The 21,420-nt window shown below is 45.5% G+C and carries 23 protein-coding genes; 8 read left to right on the top strand and 15 right to left on the bottom strand.

Features of this window, described 5'->3' with window-relative positions; translation table 11 throughout:
• Position 1 precedes the first annotated feature (1 nt).
• Genes ICN15_RS02270 through ICN15_RS02260 form a run of 3 tightly spaced genes read left to right on the top strand, consistent with a single transcriptional unit; the run spans position 2 to position 1,559 of the window.
• A complete protein-coding gene (locus tag ICN15_RS02270; RefSeq protein WP_216200976.1) occupies positions 2-586 on the top strand; it encodes an NnrU family protein in 585 nt (194 codons plus the stop codon).
• Complete coding sequence (locus ICN15_RS02265; protein WP_216200974.1) at positions 583-966, top strand: hypothetical protein; 384 nt, start codon at positions 583-585, stop codon at positions 964-966. Before ICN15_RS02270 ends, ICN15_RS02265 begins: the two co-directional genes overlap by 4 nt.
• A gap of 29 nt (positions 967-995) precedes the next feature.
• Complete coding sequence (locus ICN15_RS02260) at positions 996-1,559, top strand: lipocalin family protein (protein ID WP_216200971.1); 564 nt, start codon at positions 996-998, stop codon at positions 1,557-1,559.
• Here ICN15_RS02260 and ICN15_RS10890 read toward each other — a convergent pair.
• The 12 genes from ICN15_RS10890 to bchF are packed head-to-tail and all read right to left on the bottom strand — an operon-like array spanning position 1,556 to position 11,974.
• Positions 1,556-1,678, bottom strand: a complete 123-nt coding sequence (locus ICN15_RS10890; protein ID WP_255532837.1) for a hypothetical protein — start codon at positions 1,676-1,678, stop codon at positions 1,556-1,558. The genes ICN15_RS02260 and ICN15_RS10890 overlap by 4 nt on opposite strands.
• 58 nt (positions 1,679-1,736) lie before the next feature.
• Positions 1,737-2,942 (bottom strand): geranylgeranyl diphosphate reductase, encoded by a 1,206-nt coding sequence (locus ICN15_RS02255; protein ID WP_216200970.1) that lies wholly within the window; start codon positions 2,940-2,942, stop codon positions 1,737-1,739.
• Positions 2,943-2,992: 50 nt separating this feature from the next.
• Positions 2,993-4,348: a BCD family MFS transporter gene (locus ICN15_RS02250; protein ID WP_216200969.1), complete on the bottom strand. Its 1,356-nt coding sequence runs from the start codon at positions 4,346-4,348 to the stop codon at positions 2,993-2,995.
• A gap of 11 nt (positions 4,349-4,359) precedes the next feature.
• A complete protein-coding gene (gene chlG / locus ICN15_RS02245) occupies positions 4,360-5,247 on the bottom strand; it encodes a chlorophyll synthase ChlG (protein ID WP_216200967.1) in 888 nt (295 codons plus the stop codon).
• Positions 5,248-5,258: 11 nt separating this feature from the next.
• Positions 5,259-6,011 (bottom strand): putative photosynthetic complex assembly protein PuhE, encoded by a 753-nt coding sequence (gene puhE / locus ICN15_RS02240; protein ID WP_216200965.1) that lies wholly within the window; start codon positions 6,009-6,011, stop codon positions 5,259-5,261.
• A 4-nt stretch (positions 6,012-6,015) separates the two neighbouring features.
• On the bottom strand, positions 6,016-7,110 hold the full coding sequence (gene acsF, locus ICN15_RS02235) for a magnesium-protoporphyrin IX monomethyl ester (oxidative) cyclase (protein WP_255532836.1): 1,095 nt from the start codon (positions 7,108-7,110) through the stop codon (positions 6,016-6,018).
• 20 nt (positions 7,111-7,130) lie between these two features.
• Positions 7,131-7,595 carry a photosynthetic complex assembly protein PuhC gene (gene puhC / locus ICN15_RS02230; protein ID WP_216200964.1) on the bottom strand — a complete coding sequence of 155 codons (465 nt, stop codon included), beginning with the start codon at positions 7,593-7,595 and terminating at the stop codon, positions 7,131-7,133.
• On the bottom strand, positions 7,592-8,251 hold the full coding sequence (puhB, locus tag ICN15_RS02225; protein WP_216200962.1) for a photosynthetic complex putative assembly protein PuhB: 660 nt from the start codon (positions 8,249-8,251) through the stop codon (positions 7,592-7,594). The genes puhC and puhB overlap by 4 nt, the downstream gene beginning before the upstream one ends.
• Before the next feature lie 24 nt (positions 8,252-8,275).
• Entirely contained in the window at positions 8,276-9,046 is a 771-nt protein-coding gene (gene puhA, locus ICN15_RS02220) for a photosynthetic reaction center subunit H (RefSeq protein WP_216200961.1), read from the bottom strand.
• A gap of 55 nt (positions 9,047-9,101) precedes the next feature.
• Complete coding sequence (locus ICN15_RS02215; protein WP_216200959.1) at positions 9,102-10,544, bottom strand: BCD family MFS transporter; 1,443 nt, start codon at positions 10,542-10,544, stop codon at positions 9,102-9,104.
• 8 nt (positions 10,545-10,552) lie between these two features.
• A complete protein-coding gene (gene bchM, locus ICN15_RS02210) occupies positions 10,553-11,278 on the bottom strand; it encodes a magnesium protoporphyrin IX methyltransferase (RefSeq protein ID WP_216200957.1) in 726 nt (241 codons plus the stop codon).
• Positions 11,279-11,299: 21 nt separating this feature from the next.
• Positions 11,300-11,974: a 2-vinyl bacteriochlorophyllide hydratase gene (gene bchF, locus ICN15_RS02200; RefSeq protein WP_255532835.1), complete on the bottom strand. Its 675-nt coding sequence runs from the start codon at positions 11,972-11,974 to the stop codon at positions 11,300-11,302.
• Between the two features lie 297 nt (positions 11,975-12,271).
• Between bchF and ICN15_RS02195 the strand changes: the two genes are divergently transcribed.
• The 5 genes from ICN15_RS02195 (at position 12,272) to ICN15_RS02175 (ending at position 17,655) form a co-directional block, all read left to right on the top strand.
• Positions 12,272-13,111 (top strand): cobalamin-dependent protein, encoded by an 840-nt coding sequence (locus tag ICN15_RS02195; RefSeq protein WP_216200955.1) that lies wholly within the window; start codon positions 12,272-12,274, stop codon positions 13,109-13,111.
• A 1-nt stretch (position 13,112) separates the two neighbouring features.
• Positions 13,113-14,528 (top strand): transcriptional regulator PpsR, encoded by a 1,416-nt coding sequence (gene ppsR / locus ICN15_RS02190; protein WP_216200954.1) that lies wholly within the window; start codon positions 13,113-13,115, stop codon positions 14,526-14,528.
• Positions 14,529-14,538: 10 nt separating this feature from the next.
• A complete protein-coding gene (locus ICN15_RS02185) occupies positions 14,539-15,225 on the top strand; it encodes a spheroidene monooxygenase (protein ID WP_216200952.1) in 687 nt (228 codons plus the stop codon).
• Entirely contained in the window at positions 15,218-16,783 is a 1,566-nt protein-coding gene (gene crtD, locus ICN15_RS02180; protein WP_255532834.1) for a 1-hydroxycarotenoid 3,4-desaturase CrtD, read from the top strand. Before ICN15_RS02185 ends, crtD begins: the two co-directional genes overlap by 8 nt.
• A gap of 158 nt (positions 16,784-16,941) precedes the next feature.
• Entirely contained in the window at positions 16,942-17,655 is a 714-nt protein-coding gene (locus tag ICN15_RS02175; RefSeq protein ID WP_255532833.1) for a carotenoid 1,2-hydratase, read from the top strand.
• Between the two features lie 13 nt (positions 17,656-17,668).
• Here the strand turns inward: ICN15_RS02175 and ICN15_RS02170 are convergent, their stop codons facing one another.
• The 3 genes from ICN15_RS02170 to pufC all read right to left on the bottom strand — a co-directional run bounded on the left by ICN15_RS02170 (position 17,669) and on the right by pufC (position 21,419).
• Entirely contained in the window at positions 17,669-18,703 is a 1,035-nt protein-coding gene (locus ICN15_RS02170; RefSeq protein ID WP_216200951.1) for a phytoene/squalene synthase family protein, read from the bottom strand.
• Positions 18,704-18,757: 54 nt separating this feature from the next.
• Entirely contained in the window at positions 18,758-20,275 is a 1,518-nt protein-coding gene (locus ICN15_RS02165; RefSeq protein WP_216200949.1) for a phytoene desaturase, read from the bottom strand.
• 76 nt (positions 20,276-20,351) lie between these two features.
• A complete protein-coding gene (gene pufC / locus ICN15_RS02160) occupies positions 20,352-21,419 on the bottom strand; it encodes a photosynthetic reaction center cytochrome PufC (RefSeq protein ID WP_216200948.1) in 1,068 nt (355 codons plus the stop codon).
• Between the last annotated feature and the right edge of the window lies 1 nt (position 21,420).

Below are 21,420 nucleotides of genomic sequence, written 5' to 3'. Positions count from 1 at the left end.
AATGGCTTTATTCCTAGTTGGTCTCATTATTTTTCTCGCTAGCCACTCTTGTCGCATCTTTGCTGAGTCATGGCGTAATCATATGATTGATCGAATCGGCGAAGTGAAATGGAAAGGTTTATACACCATCGTTTCCTTAGTAGGATTCATCATCATGGTGATTGGCTATGGTCAGGCAAGACAAGACACGGTGGTTTTATGGGAGCCTAATGTAGCCCTAATTTATATCGCCCTAGCACTAAACCTAGTCGCCTTTATTTTCCTGGCAGGTAGCTCGCCTTCTAATAATGCGATTCGCCTCAAGCTGAAGCATCCAATGATTTTGGGCGTTAAAGTATGGGCCTTAGCGCATTTGATTTCCAATGGCACCTTAGTTAATCTCATTCTGTTTGGCGCCTTCTTGATCTGGGCTGTCTTAGATTTTCGTTCAGCCAGAAAACGCCCTGTTCATATGCCTGAGCAGGCTCAAATCAGCACCAAAGCGACGGTGATTGCTGTCGCTTCTGGCGTAATTCTGTGGGTGGTTTTCATATTCGGATTACACCAATATCTCATTGGAGTTTCTCCTCTAGCCCAACTATCTTGAGTGCTATTCACAAGTCAACTTACATGAACGCTAGAGGTGCATTCCTTAGCCTCATGTTGGCCTTGGTTTTGTGGGGATGTGACTCACAAACTCCAAAAATAGATGCTATTGATAGTCAGACCAAGACGCTGACATGCTCTCTCAACGGTAGCCCCATTAAGGTGGCGATTACCAAGAGCTCCCTCGATGCGCTTATGCTCTACGAAGGTAAAGAGATCAAGGTTAATTTACTAGAAGTGAAAGATTTTTATCAAATCATCATGCGCTTTGATCCAAAAATTGGGCAACTCAAGATCAATAAAGCGGGTACAGTGTTGATTCAATTACGCGAAGCGCAAGAACAGATCGAGCCGTGCTTAACAGAACTAAAATCTTCGTAAACTTCACTCTTCTTTTCCCGGGAAATACCATGAAAACAATTTACTCCATCATCGGCCTGCTCGCATTTAGCCTGATTCACAATGCGGCAATTGCGCAAGGCGAGCAAAAGCCAGTTGCACCCATCAAAACGATTGCATCGCTCGATGTGCCGCGCTACCAAGGCACTTGGTACGAGATTGCAAAATTTCCAAATTGGTTTCAGAGAAAATGTATCGCCGATACGAATGCCACTTATAAGATCAAAGAAGATGGCAATGTGAGCGTCACTAATCGATGCACCTTTGAGAATGGAGAAAAAGGCGAGGCATTGGGTACTGCAAGACAGATTGGTGACTCCACTTCCCCAACCTTAGAAGTCCGCTTTGCCCCAGCCTGGCTGGGCTTCCTGCCCATGGTCTGGGGAGACTATTGGGTAATCGATATCGATCCCGAATATCAATTGGCCGCCGTCAGCGACCCCAGAAGACAATACCTCTGGATACTCTCCCGCACTAAGACGGTAGAGCCCGCAAAATATCAGGCCCTACTCAATCGCCTAGTGAACAACAATGGCTTCAGCCTCGAACAGCTGAGCCTGACACCACAAAATTAATAAGAAAACAAGAATTTCATAAAGGTAATTCCGATAATCAAACCTGAAAATGCGATGATGCCAATCACATAGATTTTTCCGGTTTTATTTCTTAAGGTGGTTGCGCTGTTATCTTTCATAATTCCACTTCCCTTCAGTTTTAGGACTAATTAAACTCTGCTGCCGAGTGACTACTGCTTAAACTTTTGCAAAACCCAATAAATGGGCAGTATCTTTTAAGAAAATTTTCACGTGTGCCATAGGGTCACGGCGAACGAGCTTTTTATTCATATACGATTCAAATGTTAAACGCTGGACATCTTTATCTTCACACATTTTGACGAAACGTTCGCGACGTTTATCGTTGTTGTACCAAAAACGCTGCATGATGCCGAGCACCAAAAATACAGTGCCGTGTTCTTTCATGAATTTTTTACGGGCTTTTGCTAAAACTTTGCCATTACCAGTCACGAGCAGCTCTTCTACCGCTTCTGCAGCTACACGACCGCCATACATACCGTAGTAAATTCCTTCACCGGAAGCCGGGGCTACTACGCCAGCAGCATCTCCAGCCAACACCACATCTCTACCGTTATCCCATTTCTTTAAGGGCTTCATAGGCAGGGGTGCGCCTTCATGTCTCAGCATTTCAGCATTCTCAAGACCGGTCTGTTTTTTAAGGGCAGTAACTGCACCGCGCAAGGAAAAGCCTTTGTCAGCTGTACCTGTGCCAATACTCATGGTTGTGCCGTGCGGGAATATCCAGCCATAAAAATCTGGGGATAAAGCACCTTGATAAAACACATCGCAACGACTACCGTCAAAGTCTGCGGGAGGATTTTCAGGGACTTTCACGATCTCGTGATAGGCAAAGACATATTCCACATCCTTGGCTCCTGGAATAGCCTGACGACCCACGCCGGATTTGGCACCATCCGCACCAATTACTGCCTTAGCACGGACCGATACGGTTACGTCAGGCACACTTTGCTTGCCACCGCGAACGACATATTGCACTACTGAGACGCCATCCTCATCTCTGCTCAGTTTTTCAAAGACGCCGGTTCTTCTTTCAGCGCCATCATTGGCAGCACGGACACGTAAAAATTCATCAAACTTATCGCGATCAACCATCCCTACAAAGCCACCCTCAATATGCATATCTACCGCCTTATCTGACGGCGCAATCATTCTGGCGCAATTGGCCTTGGCTACTAAAAGCTCATCCGGGATTTCAAAATCTTTAATTAAACGGGGAGGGATTGCGCCACCGCAAGGCTTGATACGGCCCATGCGATCCAATAAGAGCACTTTACGACCTTTTTTGGCAAGGTCACTTGCAGCTGTAGCTCCAGTAGGGCCACCGCCAACAACAACGACATCAAAAGTTTCTAGGGCACTCATTTTCATCTCCATCATACTCAGTTAATTGATTCAGTTAATTGATTGATTTGCTACACACCCACTAAATGATTCGACATATTGTTTGTTTGTTTTTGCGTCCGTGTCTGATAAGACAAGTAGGCAGCCACAACAAATAAAACACCTTCTAAGAAAAAGACAAAAGCGTACGCAGAAGCAGGATCACCTAAAACAATCCTTGCAATATCGCTCAAGCCAGTTCCAATAATTCCACCTAAACCAAAAGCCATCGCTTGCGATGCGCCCCAAATACCCATGCGCACACCCTCACGCCGCGCACTACCCATACTGGCAAATTGCATCATCGATCCAATGGCAGCGATAGAAAATGCACCATTAAAGATACCTAATAAGAAAACACTTACCTGAAAGAAAAGCACGTTATCAATAGGGCCGGATAAAACCAGCCCCATCATGGCTAAGGCTGAAGCAAGACATCCGCCAATAGTCCAAGTACTTAAGGTCGTTAAGGTCTGTGATTTAGCCTTAGTCGTAATAAAGGCTAAGGCAAGCATGCCAACGAGTACGCCACCATTTTGCAAGCCTGATAAGGAAGTTGTTTCTGCGGGTGAGAACCGAAAAGCCACCGCTGCAAAAGGCTCTAAGATCAAATCTTGCGAGCTATAAGCCAACATGGACACAAAGACAAACCACGTAAACGAACGCACTCTACTCTCTTGCCAGACCTCAGCAAAGGCTTCCCGAAAGCTTGTTTTTACCGGACTCGCTTCTGGCTCTGCCTGATCTGCATTAGACAGGGACTGCTGAGTATTTGAAATAGGAGACTCCATCCCCCAAATTGCTAGGAAGGTTACGATCACCGCAATCACCGAGACAGTAGATGAAATCATTAAAAGTCGTTCAAATGAAAATGGTGTCAGAAACTTTCCGCTGACGCTGGCAGTAAAAGCAAAACCAAAGATCATCATGAGCCAAACGCAGGTAGCTGCTGCCGCCTTCTTTTTAGGCTCCACACGTTTTGCCAGCAACACTAACAGTGCAGTGCCACTAGAACTCACGCCAATACCAATCATTAAAAAGGCAACTGTCGCCAGCGCAATACCTAAAACAAGTGAGCTACTTAAGAGAATCGTTGAGGCGGCAGCCAATATGCCACCACTAGCTAATACCAAGATACCGCCACGAATCCAAGGGCTAGCTCTACGAGTTTGATCGGAACCAAAACCCATCCGTGGGCGTATTAACTGAATAAAATAATGTATCGCCACTAGCGCACCAGGCAGAATCGCTGGCAGAGCCAACTCCACCACCATCACGCGATTTAATAGCGAGGTAGTTAACACCACAATCGATCCCAATGACGCTTGGACCAAACCCAGTCGAGCGATTTGGGGCCAAGTGAGATAAGTGGATTGAGAAGTGCTCATAGTGAAATGAATTAATTAACCGAGAAACGTCCCGCCACTGCAAATGCACTCACCATCATTCCAGCAACAAATAATGGCACCCCAAACCCACTCAGAAATAATGCACGTTTGACAGGATCTAACAGGAAATTACGCATCATGATGATTTGTCCTGCGATCAGCAACAGAATCACACCAGCCTGCCAATAAGCACCCCAGATCAACAAGAGGCCAAAAACTCCAAACTGGGGAGCCAACATCATTAAGCAAGCATTCTCAGCGGCACCTGCAATGCCGAGCTGGACTGGTAAAGAGAGGACACCCATTTGACGATCGCCTTCGATCGCCTTGAAATCATTCAAAGTCATGATGCCGTGTGCACCAATGCTATACAAAATCGCGAGCAGAATAGATGGGGTAGAAGGAAATACGTCTCCCATCATTACCGCTGAGCCAGTAAACCAAGCCAATCCCTCATAAGAGATTCCGCAAGCCGCATTACCCAACCAACCATTTTGCTTAAATCGTAATGGCGGCATGCTGTAGAACCAGGCTAGCAAAAGTCCAAGCAGTGTTGCGGCAAATGCCCAAGGACTAATGAACCAACCTAATAGAAGTGAGAGGCCGGTCCAAATAAAGGCAACGTATAAACCCCAAGCTCCCGGCATCCGACCAGAAGGAATGGGACGCTGTGGTTCATTAATGGCATCTACCTCGCGGTCAAACCAATCATTCACGGCCTGACTAGCAGCGCACACCATTGGGCCAGCCAGAATCACCCCAGCAACTAATAAGTGCCAGCGCCCCTCAAAGGAAACTCCGGTTGCAATGACGCCACAGGCAAAAGCCCACATTGGCGGAAACCAAGTAATGGGTTTTAGCAATTCCAAAATGGCGGATGGCGCAGGAAGGCGGCGCATGGTGAGCGTGTTTATGATCGCATCCCCCATTTCCACAAGCCTTCGCTAGAAAAAGGAACCACCATCAAAATATGTTCTAAGACCGCTAAGGACAAAATAGCGCCAGTCAATGACATAGAGGCAACCATGAAATCACTGCTACTTGGATGAAATGCCGCTTGCCATAACGGTATGGCGCAGAGCACACCGCCGATCACCGATAGTGGCAGGAGTGGATTCATCGGTTTGCAGGTGAAATAAGTAAAGATATATTTCAGATGATTTGGTAGGAAACGCTCATTGAGATTTAAAACACCAAAGAAGATATTTAACTTGGCGCTCTGTCTCATGAGCCAGAGAATCATGAAGGTCCAAAAACCGGTCTGGTTTGAACCTCCCCAGGTCATCGCAGTCACAGCCAGCGCCAAGATAACTAAAGCGATCTCATGATGCTGGATCGTCTTAAATGCAAAGTACATCTTTTGCCAACCCCGACAGCCTTCTGGACAGGGCTCTCGACGAGGGCCGGTGACATAACCAAATAAGAAACCAATTTCTTGCCAACCCCAAACCAAAATGGCACAGGTGAATCCACAATACGCACCCGCTACTGTACTGACGTTGGCGCTGGTTTTTAGTCCGACTAAAGCCAAAGCCAAAACCATCCCACTGACAAAGAAGGTATTTTTATAGGTCGAAGGATCCCGCTGGTTTAGCAAGAGAATAATTCCCGTGCTAAACCACCATATAAATATGGAATAGAGGATAGGCCAAACAATACTCATCGAATTACCAAGAAGGAACCATACGAACATCGGCCGGCAAGGCATTGTCTTGAACTGGCATGAAATACAACTTCAAAAAGACAATGCCAGCACGAGCGCCTAAAACAGCAGTCTTCACTTTATTAATCAGGCCGCCCTCTTTTTTATACGCATCCATCGTTTCAAACAACGCTCTCATTTCTTCAAGATACTGATAGAAACGGGGGTCATCTAAATTCACTGAGATTGGGAATACCTGCTTAATAATTTCGTTCGTGATAAACAACACCTTCTTGTCGTAATCTGTAGGAGAGATCTTCATCGCTTTATAGAGCTCAATACGGGTGTGGTCACGAACATACATCGTGGCATATACCGCAAGAATAAAGAAGCGAATCCACAACTTATTCGCCCCTTGGAGTAACTTTGGATTAGCGCGCATGATGAGTGCGAAGGATTCACCATGGCGAAACTCGTCATTGCACCAGCGCTCAAACCATAAGAAGATCGGATGAAAGCGTGTTTCAGGGCGATTCTCCAGTTCCCGGAAAATAGTGATGTAACGGGCATAACCAATCTTCTCTGAGAGATAGGTAGCGTAAAAAATAAACTTCGGCTTGAAGTAAGTGTATTTCTTGGCTTTTGCTAAAAAACCTAAATCAATACCAATATTAAAGTCCTTAAGCCACTGGTTAATAAAGCCAGCATGTCGGCTTTCATCTCTTGCCATGTAACCAAACAACTGGCGCATATCTGGGTTGCTCACTTTACGCTTAATCTCTGCATACAAAATGCACCCAGAGAACTCAGAGGTGATAGAGCTGATTAAAAAATCAACAAACTCATCATACAAAGCGGGATGAAGATTGGAGTAATCCTTATCCATATCGGCAGGACGTTGGAAGTGATCCGCATTATTGTCGCCTTCATACTCGGCCATCAATGCATCCCACTCAGGACGCAAGGCATCAATACTGATGCGATCCATTTCTTTGAAGTTAGTCGTATAAAAGCGCGGGCTCAATACCGCATCTTCTAAGGCCATCTTGGTGGATTCATTAATTGATCCCTTTGCAGGGATCTGACTTTGCAACATGCTTTCTGCGCTATCTAAATTCATTTCCTACTCCAAAAAAATATTTATGATTTACTTGTTGCTACTACTTGTGACGCATTAAATAACTTAAAAAAGGTTGATGCATTGGTAGGACCAAAAGACTCTAAATCCACCATACGGCCAGTAGCGGTATCCGCCAGAGTCAATCGGCCATCTGCTCGGTAAATTAATTCAAATGGTGGCCCGCTATCTAATCCCCTGCGCTTTCTCTCTTGCGCAAGACCCCGTAAGGTCCCCCTCACAAATCCTGCCTCACCCTGAATAGCATCAATTTCTCGTCCAGTTTTGTAATCAATTACCGCAATCGAACCGTCAGGGCGATCCTCAAAGCGCAATTGCAATACTTTAGTAGGGGCTGCATCTGGCTCTCTTACTTGAGTCAAGTCACGACTATTAATAAATACCAATAGCACCACAATGACAATGCCGGTGGCCGCCAGTATCTTGGCCACAGGCGACAGAAAATCCTTGCTTTGTGGAATGCTCATGCCGTTTGTACTCCCGCTTGCTCAACTTGAATCTCTTGAGTTTCCATCCTGCCTCGATTAGTTGAAGCCAGCCAGGCTTCTGTGAGCAATTTGGCTACTTGCTCCGCTTCTGGAACGCAGCGCATCATCGGCTCTGGTTTTGCCATACGCCATGGACGTGCATGAGGCCATAAATGAAAGTAGGCAATCTTATCTTCAGTAGCAATTTGCATCGGAATATCACCAGTGCCATCTTTATACAACTTCAGATCTGCACTTTTGAGTGATTTATATGGAAGATTGAAGGTAACCGTCAGAACAATACCCACCCTCATCACAATTCGACGGTTAGTCAAGGTGTACATGGTGGTAGTTGCTGACCAGTAGGCTAAAAGACCTACCAGCAGCAGACCCATAGCGGCTAAGAAGAAGGCGAGAGCAATGCTACTCCAACCCTCTGCTAATCCACCTTCGCTTCCTGCTACTGAAAACACTTGCATAACTACAATCACTGCAAAATAGAGTGTGAGCCATTGCAGGCGAAATACATGCTTAGCCATAGCAGTCCAATCAGGAGCACCTTGCCAAAGAATCGTTTCGCCAGGAGGTAATGGTTCGGGCAACCCTAAGGCTGCCTCGAACTCATATTCTGCTGATTGATAAGGTTTTTGATCCACAAAATACTTTCACATTAAAACAATTTAAATAAGAGGTTCTTGACGCTCAGGGGTTGCATACAGAGTGCCACCGCCAAAGTAAGCCATGATCTTCTCTTCTTCTAACAAGGTGATTTGATCCTGACTCTTTAAGCCTGGTACCAAGGCAAATTGATTACCTAGAATCGATTCGACCTTAATGTAATCGCGACGGACTCGAGAAAAGTTCATTGGTAGCAAGACTCTTCTACCGCCAAACTCAGGCAAGGTTTCAATTTCGAAATAGCGAATGACCACTTCAGCCTGATCAATCCAGAGCTCTTTCACGGTACCGGCGATCACACCATCATCACCCATGACTTCCATGCCAATCGGATCTCGATCTTGCTTGGCAACACTAAATTGACCGAGTAAACGCCCTGGCAGAATGCGTTTTTGACCTTCTGATGTCATATCAGGAATATCTGCACGCATCGTAAATGCACCAGGCCCGACCCCGTCCAACATAGGATTGCCGGTTGGCACTAAAGGTGCGCCGTTTAAGTAACTTGAAGGTCGTGCGGCCACTTTTTCGAGAGGCTCATTCTTTGGCACGGTCACATCACCAAAATACTCCGTATGAAAAGTCTTTGGCGCCGGCATGCCAGCGATTCCATCCGCTCGTCGCGTCTCGCCGCGAACGTCATACTCGAGCGGAAAACCTTCGCGCTTGCTTTCAATAGTCAGGTAATACACGAGACCTGCAAAAAATACCCAAAATGCGTATAGAACCAATTGCGCAACATCTATATATTCTGTAATTGCTCCGGTTGCCATCTTGCTCTCCCTTTTAACAACAATGCTTATTGTGAAAAAAATACTTTACTGCTGGTTAACTAGGTAATTCATCTAAACCAAACTTCTGAGAAACCTTCATCATCGGTTGCTTATTCATCACCACTAAAGGCCCAATTGCAATCAATGTAATAAACAACAAATAAAATTCAATGTGATACACAAAGCTATAACCTGTGGCAGCTGAAAGCAGGCCATCACCCAAGAGACCACTAGTTGCTAAACTAGAAATCACATCACGAATAACACCGCCAGCGGCAATGGCAATACCCGATGCGGTAGCGTGCACCGCGCCCCAAGCGCCGAGAACTAAACCATTCATGCCACCAGATTCAAAACTCATCGCGGCAGTCAAAGTGCTCACAGAAAATAAACCGCCCCCAAAGCCAATCAAGAATGCACCGCAACGAAATAGCGTCGGTGAGAGTAATGGTTCGGAAAAAATGACACAGCTAAACGCCAAAATCCCAAACAAGGCTCCTATGGCAGCAAGGCGATAGGGATCAATCGAACGATTTAAATAACGGGCTGCAAAACCAAAGGCTGCTAAAGCGCCTAAGGAAGTCAAACTAGTTAATACAGTAGTAGCACTAACGGATAGACCCAATACTTCGGCACCATATGGTTCCAAAATAATGTCTTGCATGCTAAAGGCTGCGGTACCCAAGCCTAAGGCTACCAAGAAGCGCATCACTTTGCCTTGTTTCGCAAAGGTTGCCCAAGTTTCTTTAAAGCTGGGGGTTGGAGTTGAGTAGGCTGTTAAATGCGGTTGACGAGGTTCTTGCTTCCAGACTGCGATGACATTAAGTATTAAGGAAGTGGCAGCAACTCCCTGCACCACACGAATTAACAGCAGAGGAGTAATGTCAATGAGCAAATAGCCAAAGATGGCACTACTCACTGCCATACCCACTAACAGCATCATGTACATGAGTGCAACTACTCTGGGTCTCGCCTGAGGTTCAGCCAAGTCCGAAGCTAAAGCAAGGCCAGCAGTTTGAGTGGTCTGCATACCAGCGCCTACCAATAAAAAAGCCAGTCCTGTTGCTGCTTGTGCAAACCAAGCAGGCCACGTGGTGTCACCAGATAACAAAATGAGTGCGAAAGGCATGATGGCAAAACCACCAAATTGCAACCAAGAGCCAATCCAGATATAAGGCACTCTGCGCCAGCCAAGAAAAGACTTATGACTATCACTCTTAAAGCCAACCAGTGCTCTAAAAGGTGCGAACAGGAGAGGCAAGGCAACCATAATAGAAACTAAAGCAGCGCTTACTTGTAATTCAACAATCATGACTCGGTTAAGGGTGCCAATCAACATCACCATCGCCATGCCTACCGAGACCTGAAATAGCGACAGCCTTAAGAGACGGCTTAGTGGCAACTCTTTAGTGGCGACATCGGCAAAAGGCAAGAACCTTGGACTCACTCTCTTCCAATTTTCAAAGAGTTCTTTGCCGCGCCAGGTCAGAGTAAACATTTTCATTGTTATTGCACGGTACCTTGATCAGCCTGCTTCTTACTTAAGCGCATAGCCTGTGAAAAATAAAATGCCCGTTGTACTTTTTGAGTGCTTACTGGAGCCCAGTCTGCAAGACCATCATGCTTGCTAAACGTTCTCGTGAGGGAGTCAATCGAAATAGGCTGAATAAACGGAGAACGATCACTTCTTGGAAACAAGCTGCCCAGGGTCAACAAGGTACTCAGTGCTGCATTATTAGGCGCAAAAGTAAAAGCGATATTGGCGCTGGTGCGATCAGCCAGCCTGGCCATCGCATCCGCAATATCCAAATGGTGATAGTGAATCATCGAATCCATACAAACCACATGATCAAAGTCACCTAAGGCGGGATCTAACATATCACCAGAACGAAACTCAATAGAGCCGGCTCCAAAATCATTACCAATTCTCTCGCGAGCCAAATCAACTAAGGTTGGCGACAAATCAATCGCAACCACATGGGCTCCCCGCTTTGCCAAATCCGCCGCTAAGATTCCTGTTCCACAGCCCGCATCTAAAACGCGTTGGCCAGTCAAATCGCTCGGCAAATAACTGAGCAATAGGTGACGCATTTCTTCACGCCCAGCTCTAACCTTAGCGCGAATACCGCTCACTTTTGCAGTCGAAGTGAGCTTCGCCCAAGCATCAACCGCCGTCCGGTCAAAGTATTCCTCTAACTGGCTACGTTTTTGGGTGTAAGAGTTTTTTTGCATGAGTAAATGAAGTCTTAAAAATTATTTCAACCAAGGGGAATAGATGTAAGCAAGCAAATGGGCAATAGCAGCAATCAACCCAAAAAATTGCGTTCCCTGTACCAGATTGCGATGCAACTCTTCTGCCTCTTCTATGCTCAAGCCGGTTAAGGTTGCGGGCGAACTGTAAAGGCTTGCCGCTTGGACGGCTTCGAGGCGAATAGCTTCAGCGCCAAGCTTAGACTCGCGCTGCTTCTTTTCCATATCCAAGCGTGCCATTCGCAACTTCCAAATAAATTGGCCTGCATTGACGACATAAGTTGCATAGGCAGCTAATGCCAAAATCATTAATTGGTATTGATCTAAATAACCTGTTGCTAGGGCTACTAGATATAAAGTGTGCAAGAGCAACACCAGCATACTGAAGACATCTTCCCAGAAGAATGCCGGTGCAAATAGATAGCAATTGAAAACGACTTTTTCCCAAATGCATCCGGTAATCATGATGGTGTAGAGCGTTAAGGTTTTCACCACCACCGAAACATTAGCGGCGTACTCACCCTCTCCGGTCCACAAAAAACGCAACACTAGATACAAGCTGACTAAGAAAACCAAGAATTGGACGGGCGCTAAAATTCCCTGAACCAAAGTCCATTTAGTCGCGTCTCTTTTTACCCTTTCCTCTGGGGTGTAGAGTGGCTTATATGTTTTTTCCATGCACAGTCTGCTATTTTTCTAAAACAACTTTAAGACGATCGTAAATACACTTTTTGTAGTCGAAAAGTGTCAATCAAAGTTTACGATATTTGGAAAAAGAAAGTCCTCGGGATAACCCTATTGCTAGTACTTTCCCTATGGCAAGTTCCAAAAAAAGAGGGCTAAATGGTACGAGTGCAAAAAATCACTTTTATAGCTAAATTAGGCTGTCTATTTTTTGCAGTGCAGCATTTTTTTCGGTGAGTATTTAGCGCCCCTTTATTTTGTCTTACTTATTGCAGTTTTGGGAGATGGGCTGTGTCGGAATCGCTGAAAAAAACATTTCAATCTAATTTAGGCGAATTAGATAATGCAGAAATGATGCAATGGCTGAACAAAACCATCGAATCTGAAATCATCCCCCGCTTGCTGATGGGGCACAAACTCGACTCGGGCAACAATCAATCTATAGACCAATCGAGTGAGTTGCAAGTAAAACAGACTGAAATTGTCGACTTTTGCCAAACATTATTAGATGGCCCCGTTGAAGAGTGCTTCTCCTATATAGATCGGATGCAAAAATCGGGTCATTCCCTGATCTCGCTCTATATGAATCTCATCCCCGCCTCGACTAGGCGCCTGCAAGAGCTCTGGGAAAATGATGAAAACAGTTTCACCGAAGTCACGCTTGCCTTAGGCCGCGCTCAGAATCTAATTCACCAGCTCAGTCCTATCTTTGTAAATCAAGGTAATTTCAGTGACTTCCAGGGCAATGCCTTGCTCATCAATGTGCCAGGGTCACAACACACTCTAGGCATCTTGATGTTGGGTGAATTTTTTAAGCAAGCAGGTTGGAATACCGCAGTTGAAATTGAAATTTCTAGCGAAGAGCTTAAAGAGCGCATTCAATTACAACCCTATGATTTAGTGGCGATTTCTATTTCTTGTGAAGCTCAGTGGGATACAATGGAATCGTTGCTGAAAGAGATAAAAATCGTTTCAAAAAATCCAGGGATATTGACAATGGCGGGTGGTCCTTTATTCGACTTCAATCCCGAGCTGCTCCAGGACTGCTCTGCAGACGTTTGCGCCCTCAGAGCTGAAGAGGCGATTAAGACTGTTTCTGACCTCCTATCGCAAAGAGCCCGCTTAAATTAAGATGCCTATCTCACAACATCCTAATAAGCTCTTCCAAGATTTAAGTGGTAAAGAGCTCAGCCACATTGCACAAGCATCGGCGGACATATCCTTTGTTTTGGATGACTTCGGTTCAATACAGGATGTCTACTCTCACAATGAAAGTCTAGTCAAACACATTCCAGATGATCTGATTGGGAAAAAATGGCTGGAGGTAGTAGAGCCCGACAGTAGAAAAAAAGTACAGTACTTACTTGATGATGCTAATCCAGACAACATCTCAAAATTTAGACAAATCAATTTGTCTACTAATGAGAAAAATATCGCGTTACCAATCATGTGCGCTTCAATCAAGACTTTATCGAATCAAAAGATTGTTGTGATTGGTCGGGATCTGACGCCAACTGCTCAGCTCCAACAAAATTTAGTTGCCGCTCAAAAAGAGATCAGTCAGAACCAGCTACAAATAAATCAGCTAGAAGAACGTTTTCGGTCTATCTTTGAAATTGGCGTCGAATCGATCATTATTGTTGAAGTCAACGATGGTTACCCAATAGTCGAGATGAACGGTAACGCTATTAAGCAACTGCTGCTCGCTAAAAATCATTGCGTTGGTAAATCGTTTCTATCGCTCCTACCCGCTGATGAGATTAATAAAGTAAAAGTATTTCTTCAGGAGGTACTGGAAACCAGTGGCTTAAGAGTATTGGACACATTCATTGTCGGCGACAAAGAACTTCGGATCAGTGCAACCTCCTTTATCAATAGCGGGAAACCCTATTTACTACTAAATCTGAAGTCACTTGATCCAACCAATTCAGCCAGCTTATTGGAATCTGATTCTTTAGCGGTTAAGGCCATTGAAGATAACGCCTATGGTTTTATTGTTTGTACTCCAGAGGGTCTGATTCTCAAAGCCAATAAAGCCTTTATCAAACTCAGCAACACCAAGGGCGAACAAGAATTAATTGGCACCTCTATACAAAACTATCTAGGCTCAGAGACGGCAGATTTTGAACGGATGATGCAATCCTTAAAAGGTAAAGCCAGCGCTCAAGCCTGCGTTTCTTCGATCAGCAATAAAAATGGTGGTATTAAGTTGGTGGATATTTCAGCAGTATCCGTATCTCAACCACGTGCCTGCATTGGCATGATCTTTCGACAAATTGATTCGAGACAAAATAAAGATAAGCGCATTGATAAAAAACTCGTGCGTAGCTCTGAAGAATTATCGATGCTGGTTGGCAAAGTACCTTTGAAAGAGATCCTAGCTGAGACAACTGACTTAATTGAGCAGCTCTGTATCAAAGCTGCCTTAGACTTAACTAAAGACAATCGCGTTTCTGCCTCTGAAATTTTAGGTCTGTCTCGTCAAAGCCTGTACATCAAACTTAGAAAATATGGTTTAGTAGATTACGACATTAAGGATATGGATTAGAAAGCCAGTAATGAACGACCAAGTTGCATTAATGGTTCTTGTGGACATCCAATTATCAGCAAAAATCAGTGGCATTTTAAGACTCATGTTTGCCCGCCTTGGGCTCTGGACAACTCCAGGACTGAAATTCTACAAACACATGGGTTCTGGCAAAAATGGGGGTTTCTCAATTCATCCGAGCGGAACCCACCAAGCCCTATTTTGTGTTTTTCAAGATATGGCCAGCCTAGAGCATTTTTACCAATCGTCTAGATTAATTCGCTGGTATCGAGAGCACGCTCAGGATTTTTTTTCCGTCAAGCTGAAGGCTTACTCCATCAAGGGTCAGTGGTCAGGCTTCGCCCCCTACATTACTGCGGAAGCCCCCATTTCTGGTCCGATCGTCTCCATTACTAGAGCATCAATCAAGCCAAGGTATTGCATTCCTTTTTGGCAGAAGCAACCTGCTGCAGAAGTCTCATTACAACAATCCGCTGGTTGCATCATTGCCGCGGGTGTTGGCGAAGCGCCTTTCTTTCGGCAGGCTACCTTTACTATTTGGGAATCCCAAGCAGCAATGGATCAATACGCCCGGCAGGGTGCTCACCAAAATGCGATTCGCGCCTCCTTAAGCGGTCATTATTTTTCTGAGTCGATGTTCTCTCGCTACATCCCCTTTGATGCAAACGGTAGCTGGAAGGGTCGCACCCTTGTCTAAATTACCAGTAGTCATTGTTGGTGGAGGTATTGGTGGCTTAAGTTGTGCACTCGATCTGGCATCGTCTGGAGTCGAAGTCATTGTGGTTGAAAAAGAAGCTCAGCTGGGCGGCAAAATTAGACAACTTAACTGCGCAAGCGATCCCTCGGTTCCCGCACTTATAGACTCTGGTCCCACCGTTTTTACCATGCGCTGGGTTTTTGATGGCCTCTTCCAAAAAGCGGGAACTTCCTTAGAGTCTGAGTTAACTATTACTAAGTTAGACATCTTAGCCCGTCATGCCTGGAGCAAAGATGAGCGCCTGGATTTATTTGCTAACGCAGATCAATCAGGGGAAGCAATAAAAGCATTTTCTTCCGCAGCTGAAGCAGACCGCTTTCTTCAATTCTCAAAACAATGCCGCAAACTCTATCAGGCGCTTGAGAAGCCTTACATGCTCTCTGAAAAGCCCAGCTTTGGGGGAATGATCAATGATCTTGGCATATCGGGATCTAAAGTCTTATACGACATTGGTTTATTTAATTCTCTCTGGAAATCACTGGGTGACTATTTCCATGACCCCAGATTGCGCCAACTGTTTGGAAGATACGCTACCTATTGCGGCTCCTCCCCCTATCAAGCCCCTGCCACCTTAATGTTGATAGCGGATGTAGAGGCACAAGGAGTATGGGCTGTGGAAGGTGGCATGTACAGCCTGGTCAAAGCGATTCAGCAATTAGCGCAAGCTAAAGGCGTACAAATCCTGACAGGCCAAGCTTGTGAAGAAATCCTCATGGAGCAGGGTCGTGCTAGCGGAGTGCGATTGGCTGATGGAACAATTATTCGAGCACAAGCCGTGATTTTTAATGGTGATTTAGCCGCACTACAAACTGGCTTACTCAAGCCATCTGGCAAGCAAGCAATGAATGCCAAAATGACGCCACCAAGCGCTGCTAAAAGATCACTTTCTGCTGTTACTTGGTCGATTAATGCCAAAGCCGATGGCTTTCCCTTGGTCCGACATAATGTATTCTTTAATCAAGATTATCGTGCTGAATTTGATGATATTTTTCTTAGAAAGCGTCTCCCCCAAAAGCCAACGGTATACGTTTGCGCTCAAGATCAAGGCGATGCTTATGAAGCCAGTTCACATCCACAAAAATTACTCTGCTTAGTTAATGCACCAGCAATCGGCGATCAATCGGAATTCAGTGCGCAGCAAATCGACGCCTGCGAACGCGAAACTTTTAGTCTTCTGCAACAATGTGGTCTAAACATCGACTTGGATAGCGCAATATGTCAACGCACAACGCCCTCTCTTTTCAATCAGCTCTTTCCGGCAACGGGTGGAGCCCTTTACGGTCAAGCGAATCACGGCTGGATGGAAACCTTTCAGCGAGCTTCAACGCAAAGCCCGATTCCGGGCCTGTATCTAGCGGGGGGGAGCGTGCATCCCGGCCCGGGAGTGCCAATGGCAGCCCTATCGGGGCGCATGGCGGCCGCAACCCTGATGGATCACCTCGGTTTGATCAAGCTGTCGGGGAGAACGCTTATCTCTGGTGGTACATCGACGCTCTAAGTGATGATGGCAAGCACGGCATCGTACTGATTGCCTTTGTTGGCAGTGTTTTCTCTCCCTACTATGCCTGGGCAAGAAGAAATAATTCGGCAGTAAATCCTGAAAATCATTGCTCACTAAATGTAGCAATTTATAGTCCGGGGAAAAATCGTTGGGCGATGACTGAGCGGGGAGAAAAACAAGTTTCCCGTAGCTCCAATGAGTTTGTCATTGGCCCCAGCAGTATTGATTGGGATGGCAATAAATTAACTGTCCGTATTCAAGAGCGCGCAGTACCGTTTGGGCAAAAGATTTCTGGCACTGTTGAGCTTTATCCCAACACCCTCTTCAACTTTAGTACACCCTTAGATGCCGCAGGCAAACACCGCTGGGGCCCGCTTGCTCCCTCAGCACGTGTGAAGGTCAAATTGAACTCCCCTGACTTACATTGGGAAGGGAATGCCTATTTAGATTCTAATGAAGGGGATGAGCCAATCAGCCAAGCTTTTCATGAATGGGATTGGTCAAGGGCAGAAATGAGTGGTGGTAGAACTTCAGTAATTTATGATGTGCGCGAAAAGAATGCCCAAGAAAATGTCTTGGCATTGACCTTCAATCCCAATGGAACGATTGATCACTTTGAAGCCCCGCCGAGGCAAGCATTGCCAAAAACTGTTTGGGGTATTCGGGGGCACATGCGTAATCCAAACTCTGAGACCTTGGCAGTGCACAAGGTATTGGAAAACACGCCTTTCTATACCCGCTCTGTTTTGAATTCTGAACTATTGGGCGAGAAGGTACTCTCATTTCATGAAACTTTAAGCGTACCCAAACTCACGTTAACTTCAACTCAATTGATGCTACCTTGGAGAATGCCGCGGATTACGTGGTAACTAGCGCTAATAGCTAGTGAAGGGCTCTACCGTGCGTGCGAGTATTGCGGCGACGCTCTTGACGCTCCATGAGATCAACAAACCACAATAAGTGATCATGAGTTGTTCCATCAAAACGCTTGTCATGCGGTACTTCAATGACCGCATCCACTAAATACTGAATTGCTTTATCTGCATCTACTTTCAGTTTTCTAGAGAATATTTTAGAAATCGCTGTAAAGGCTTCTGCTAAAAGAATCAACTTTCTTTTAGAGGGTACATAAGCTCTAGTCGAAACTGAATCTAAATTGAGCTTTTCTACTTGTCGCCCAATCTCTGCATAAATCAAGCGAGCTGCCTGAATCGCTGGACGACAATCCCAGGGTAAATCACAAATCCCAGCCTCTGAACGAGAGTACAAGACGTCCGCATGCTTTAAGAGGCGGGCAATGACGCTCGCAATTTGGTCATTAAACTCAGGCTTACTTAGCCAAACTTGTGGATCTAATCCCGCTTCTCTGAGCCAATCCAACGGTAAATAGATTCGTCCATTAGCAGCATCCTCACCTACATCACGGGCAATATTTGTGAGCTGCATTGCAAGGCCAAGCTCGCAAGCTCTCGCCAAAGTTTCTGGTTCCCTGCGGTCCATGATGACGCACATCATCGCTCCAACTGTACCGGCAACCCTAGCGCAGTAGTCCAATAAATCCTCTAAGGAGTTATAGGTTTTGAACTGCGTATCCCATTCATAACCCTCAATTAAGGCCAGGGGAAGGCTAATCGGCAAATCATATTCTTTAACCACAATCGATAAGGCGCGATCAGCAGGAATATCGTCAGGGCAACCTTGATAGATTCGATCCAGGCGTTCACGCAGTTTAGGAATCGCATCCGGCTCTGCGTCTACCGCATCCGCTACATCATCAGTAATCCGACAAAACGCGTAGAGAGCTGTTGCGGGATCTCTGACCCTTTGAGGCAAAATTCTTGAAGCGGCGAAGAAGGACTTTGAGCCATCCCGCATGGTTGCGACACATTCTTGAAGGTCACTGATATTTTGATTCATGCTTCACTCTTTACTATAAGGAACTGAATAAACCTATTTAAACCTATTCAATCTTTATGCAGTGACTGTTTTAGGTTCTGCTACTACAGACATTAATGCTTTTGCTGAAGATAAAACACCGGGGATACCCGCACCCGGATGAGTACCGGCACCAACCATATAAAGCCCCTGAATATCTTCACTACGGTTATGCGGTCTAAACCAAGCACTTTGCAGTAAGAGTGGTTCAAAACCAAAGGCCGCACCCTTGACTGACAAGAGCCGATCTTGGAAATCCTGAGGGGTCATCACGAACGATGTTTTAAGATGTTTTTCAAAGCCAGGCAAAACGCTTTCGTCTAGATACTTGGCAATCGCTTGACGATAGGGTTCAGCCTCTATAGCCCAGTCCGTGCCGCTTGCTAAATTGGGCACTGGAGCCAATACATAAAAGGCGTCTCCGCCAGCAGGGGCTAAGGATGGATCAGTAGCAGTGGGCCTATGTAAATAAAGGCTAAAGTCATCTGCCAGCACATGTCTCTTAAAGATGTCCGTCAATAACTCTTTATACCGCTTACCCAATAAGATCATATGGTGTGGTACGTCAGGGTATTGATTATCTGTGCCAAAGTACCAAACAAAAAGACTCATCGAGTATTTACTCTTATCGACCTTAGCATCGGTCCACACTTTTCGATGTTCTGGTGCGATGAGTTTTTTATAAGTCCAGGCAGCATCCGCGTTGGAGACCACAATATCGGAGGGAATAAATTCACCATTAGCTAGGGTTACGCCTTGAGTCTTGCCATCGACTACTTCAATACGCTTCACTTCAGAGTTCAGGCGAATTTCCACCCCTCTACCTGCCAATAAGCCAGCCATGCCTTTAATTAAAGAGCCGGTTCCACCCATCGCAGAATGGACTCCATGGCGTCGCTCCAAAGAATTGATGAGCGCATAGACTGCAGTGACAGAGAAAGGATTGCCGCCGATTAAGAGTGGATGAAAGCTCATCACTTGACGTATCTTGTCATTCTTTAAATGGCGTGCAACTAATTTGTAGATGCTCTCCCAAGCCTTCATCTTCACCATTGATGGAATGGCACGAATTAAATCCCCGATTGAGTCAAATGCAGTTGAGCTGAGCTCCTGAAAACCAAGCTTGTAGCATTTTTCTGCTTCCGCCAGAAATCGTTCATAGCCTGGTAAATCTTCAGGTGCAAACTTAGCAACTTCAGCGCGCATTCTGGCTGGATCGCCTGTGTAATCAAAATGAGTACCATCATCAAAACGGATCCGATAAAAAGGATCCATTGGGCGCAGATCGACATCATCTGACATCTTCTTGCCACACAACTCCCATAATTCTTCGAGTAGGAATGGCGCAGTAATAATGGTGGGTCCTGCATCAAATGTAAAGCCGTCACGATGATGAACGTATGCCCTACCACCAGGTGCATCGAGCTTTTCTATCACAATGACCTTGTAACCCTTGCAAGACAAACGAATTGCAGAGGCCAATCCGCCAAATCCACTTCCAATCACAATGGCGGTAGAAACTTTATCTTCCTTAAAGTCAGCTTTTTTTAACATTTCCTCAAACCAACTTTTCTACAAAAAAATAGCGTCATATTCACCGTATGACGCTATTGGTTAATCAGCTTATAGATTACTTCATTGCCACCGATTTTGCTGGAGGTACAGCGTCGGGTGCTTTCTGTGTTGTCTTAGCAGGACCAGTCAAGAAAGGATAATCCGCTAACATCGATACACCATAAAGTGGCTTATAAGCACCTTGGTGGCAAGTAGCGCAATTGGCTTTAGCAACATCACCAGTAGGGCCTAAACGATGTGGAGGAAATAATCCTTGGATAGGTTCCATATAGTTATTGTTGATATCACGCGCCATTCGAATAGCGTACCAAGCTTTCGTTCTCTGTGGAGGGCTTTCTTCCCAAGATGCTACGGCTCGAGTGTTATGACAATAAGTGCAATTCACACCTAATGACTTTGAGAAATGGATCATTAACCCATAGGTAGCCTCGGTTTCATTAATGCTGCTCTTATTCCCCGTGGGTAATGCAGTAGGACCATTGACATTAATCTTCTCATCATTCAGCAAATACGCTGCATAGGTATTCTTCGGCAAGGATGAGTAGCCAGAACCCTCAACAGGCGTATTTTGACCATTTTTATTGCCCAACATGCCATTACCAACCTGTACTGCGGGATCTTTAAACCACACATTTTGCGGAATATTATTTCCACGGTGACAGGTGTAGCAAGTGACCCCAGTCTGAGCAACGTGGTCTTGCCATTGGGTATTGACGCGTTGCGTCATCAAAATCATATTGCGAGCAACATTCTTGGTATACAAGGAGTCATCTGCAAAATTTGCCGCGTTATGGCAATAAGTGCAGCCCTGCTCTGGGGCGACCCAACTTGTCATCGTGACCATGAATGAAGTGAATTGAGCAACACTCAAATTATTCAAGATCTTGACGTTTTTATATACCTGACCCGCCTTTGGTCCTTCCGCTGGCACCAGTCCAGCGGAAGCTGGAATAGTATTTTTCTCAGCTTGCTCAGCTAATATCCGGGGGTTATAAATCAAATCCATTGCCGTACCACGGAAGCCATGCTGAACTGCTTCTATAGGCGGTCTCTCACAGCCAGTTAGTAGCAAAATACCTGCCAGTAACACCGGCAACATCAGAAATTTTCTTAATTGCTTCATG

It is taken from the genome of Polynucleobacter sp. CS-Odin-A6 (assembly GCF_018882095.1).
Classification (GTDB): domain Bacteria; phylum Pseudomonadota; class Gammaproteobacteria; order Burkholderiales; family Burkholderiaceae; genus Polynucleobacter.
The sequence above is the reverse complement of the archived record's forward strand: the minus strand, read 5'-3'. Positions and strand labels throughout refer to the sequence as shown.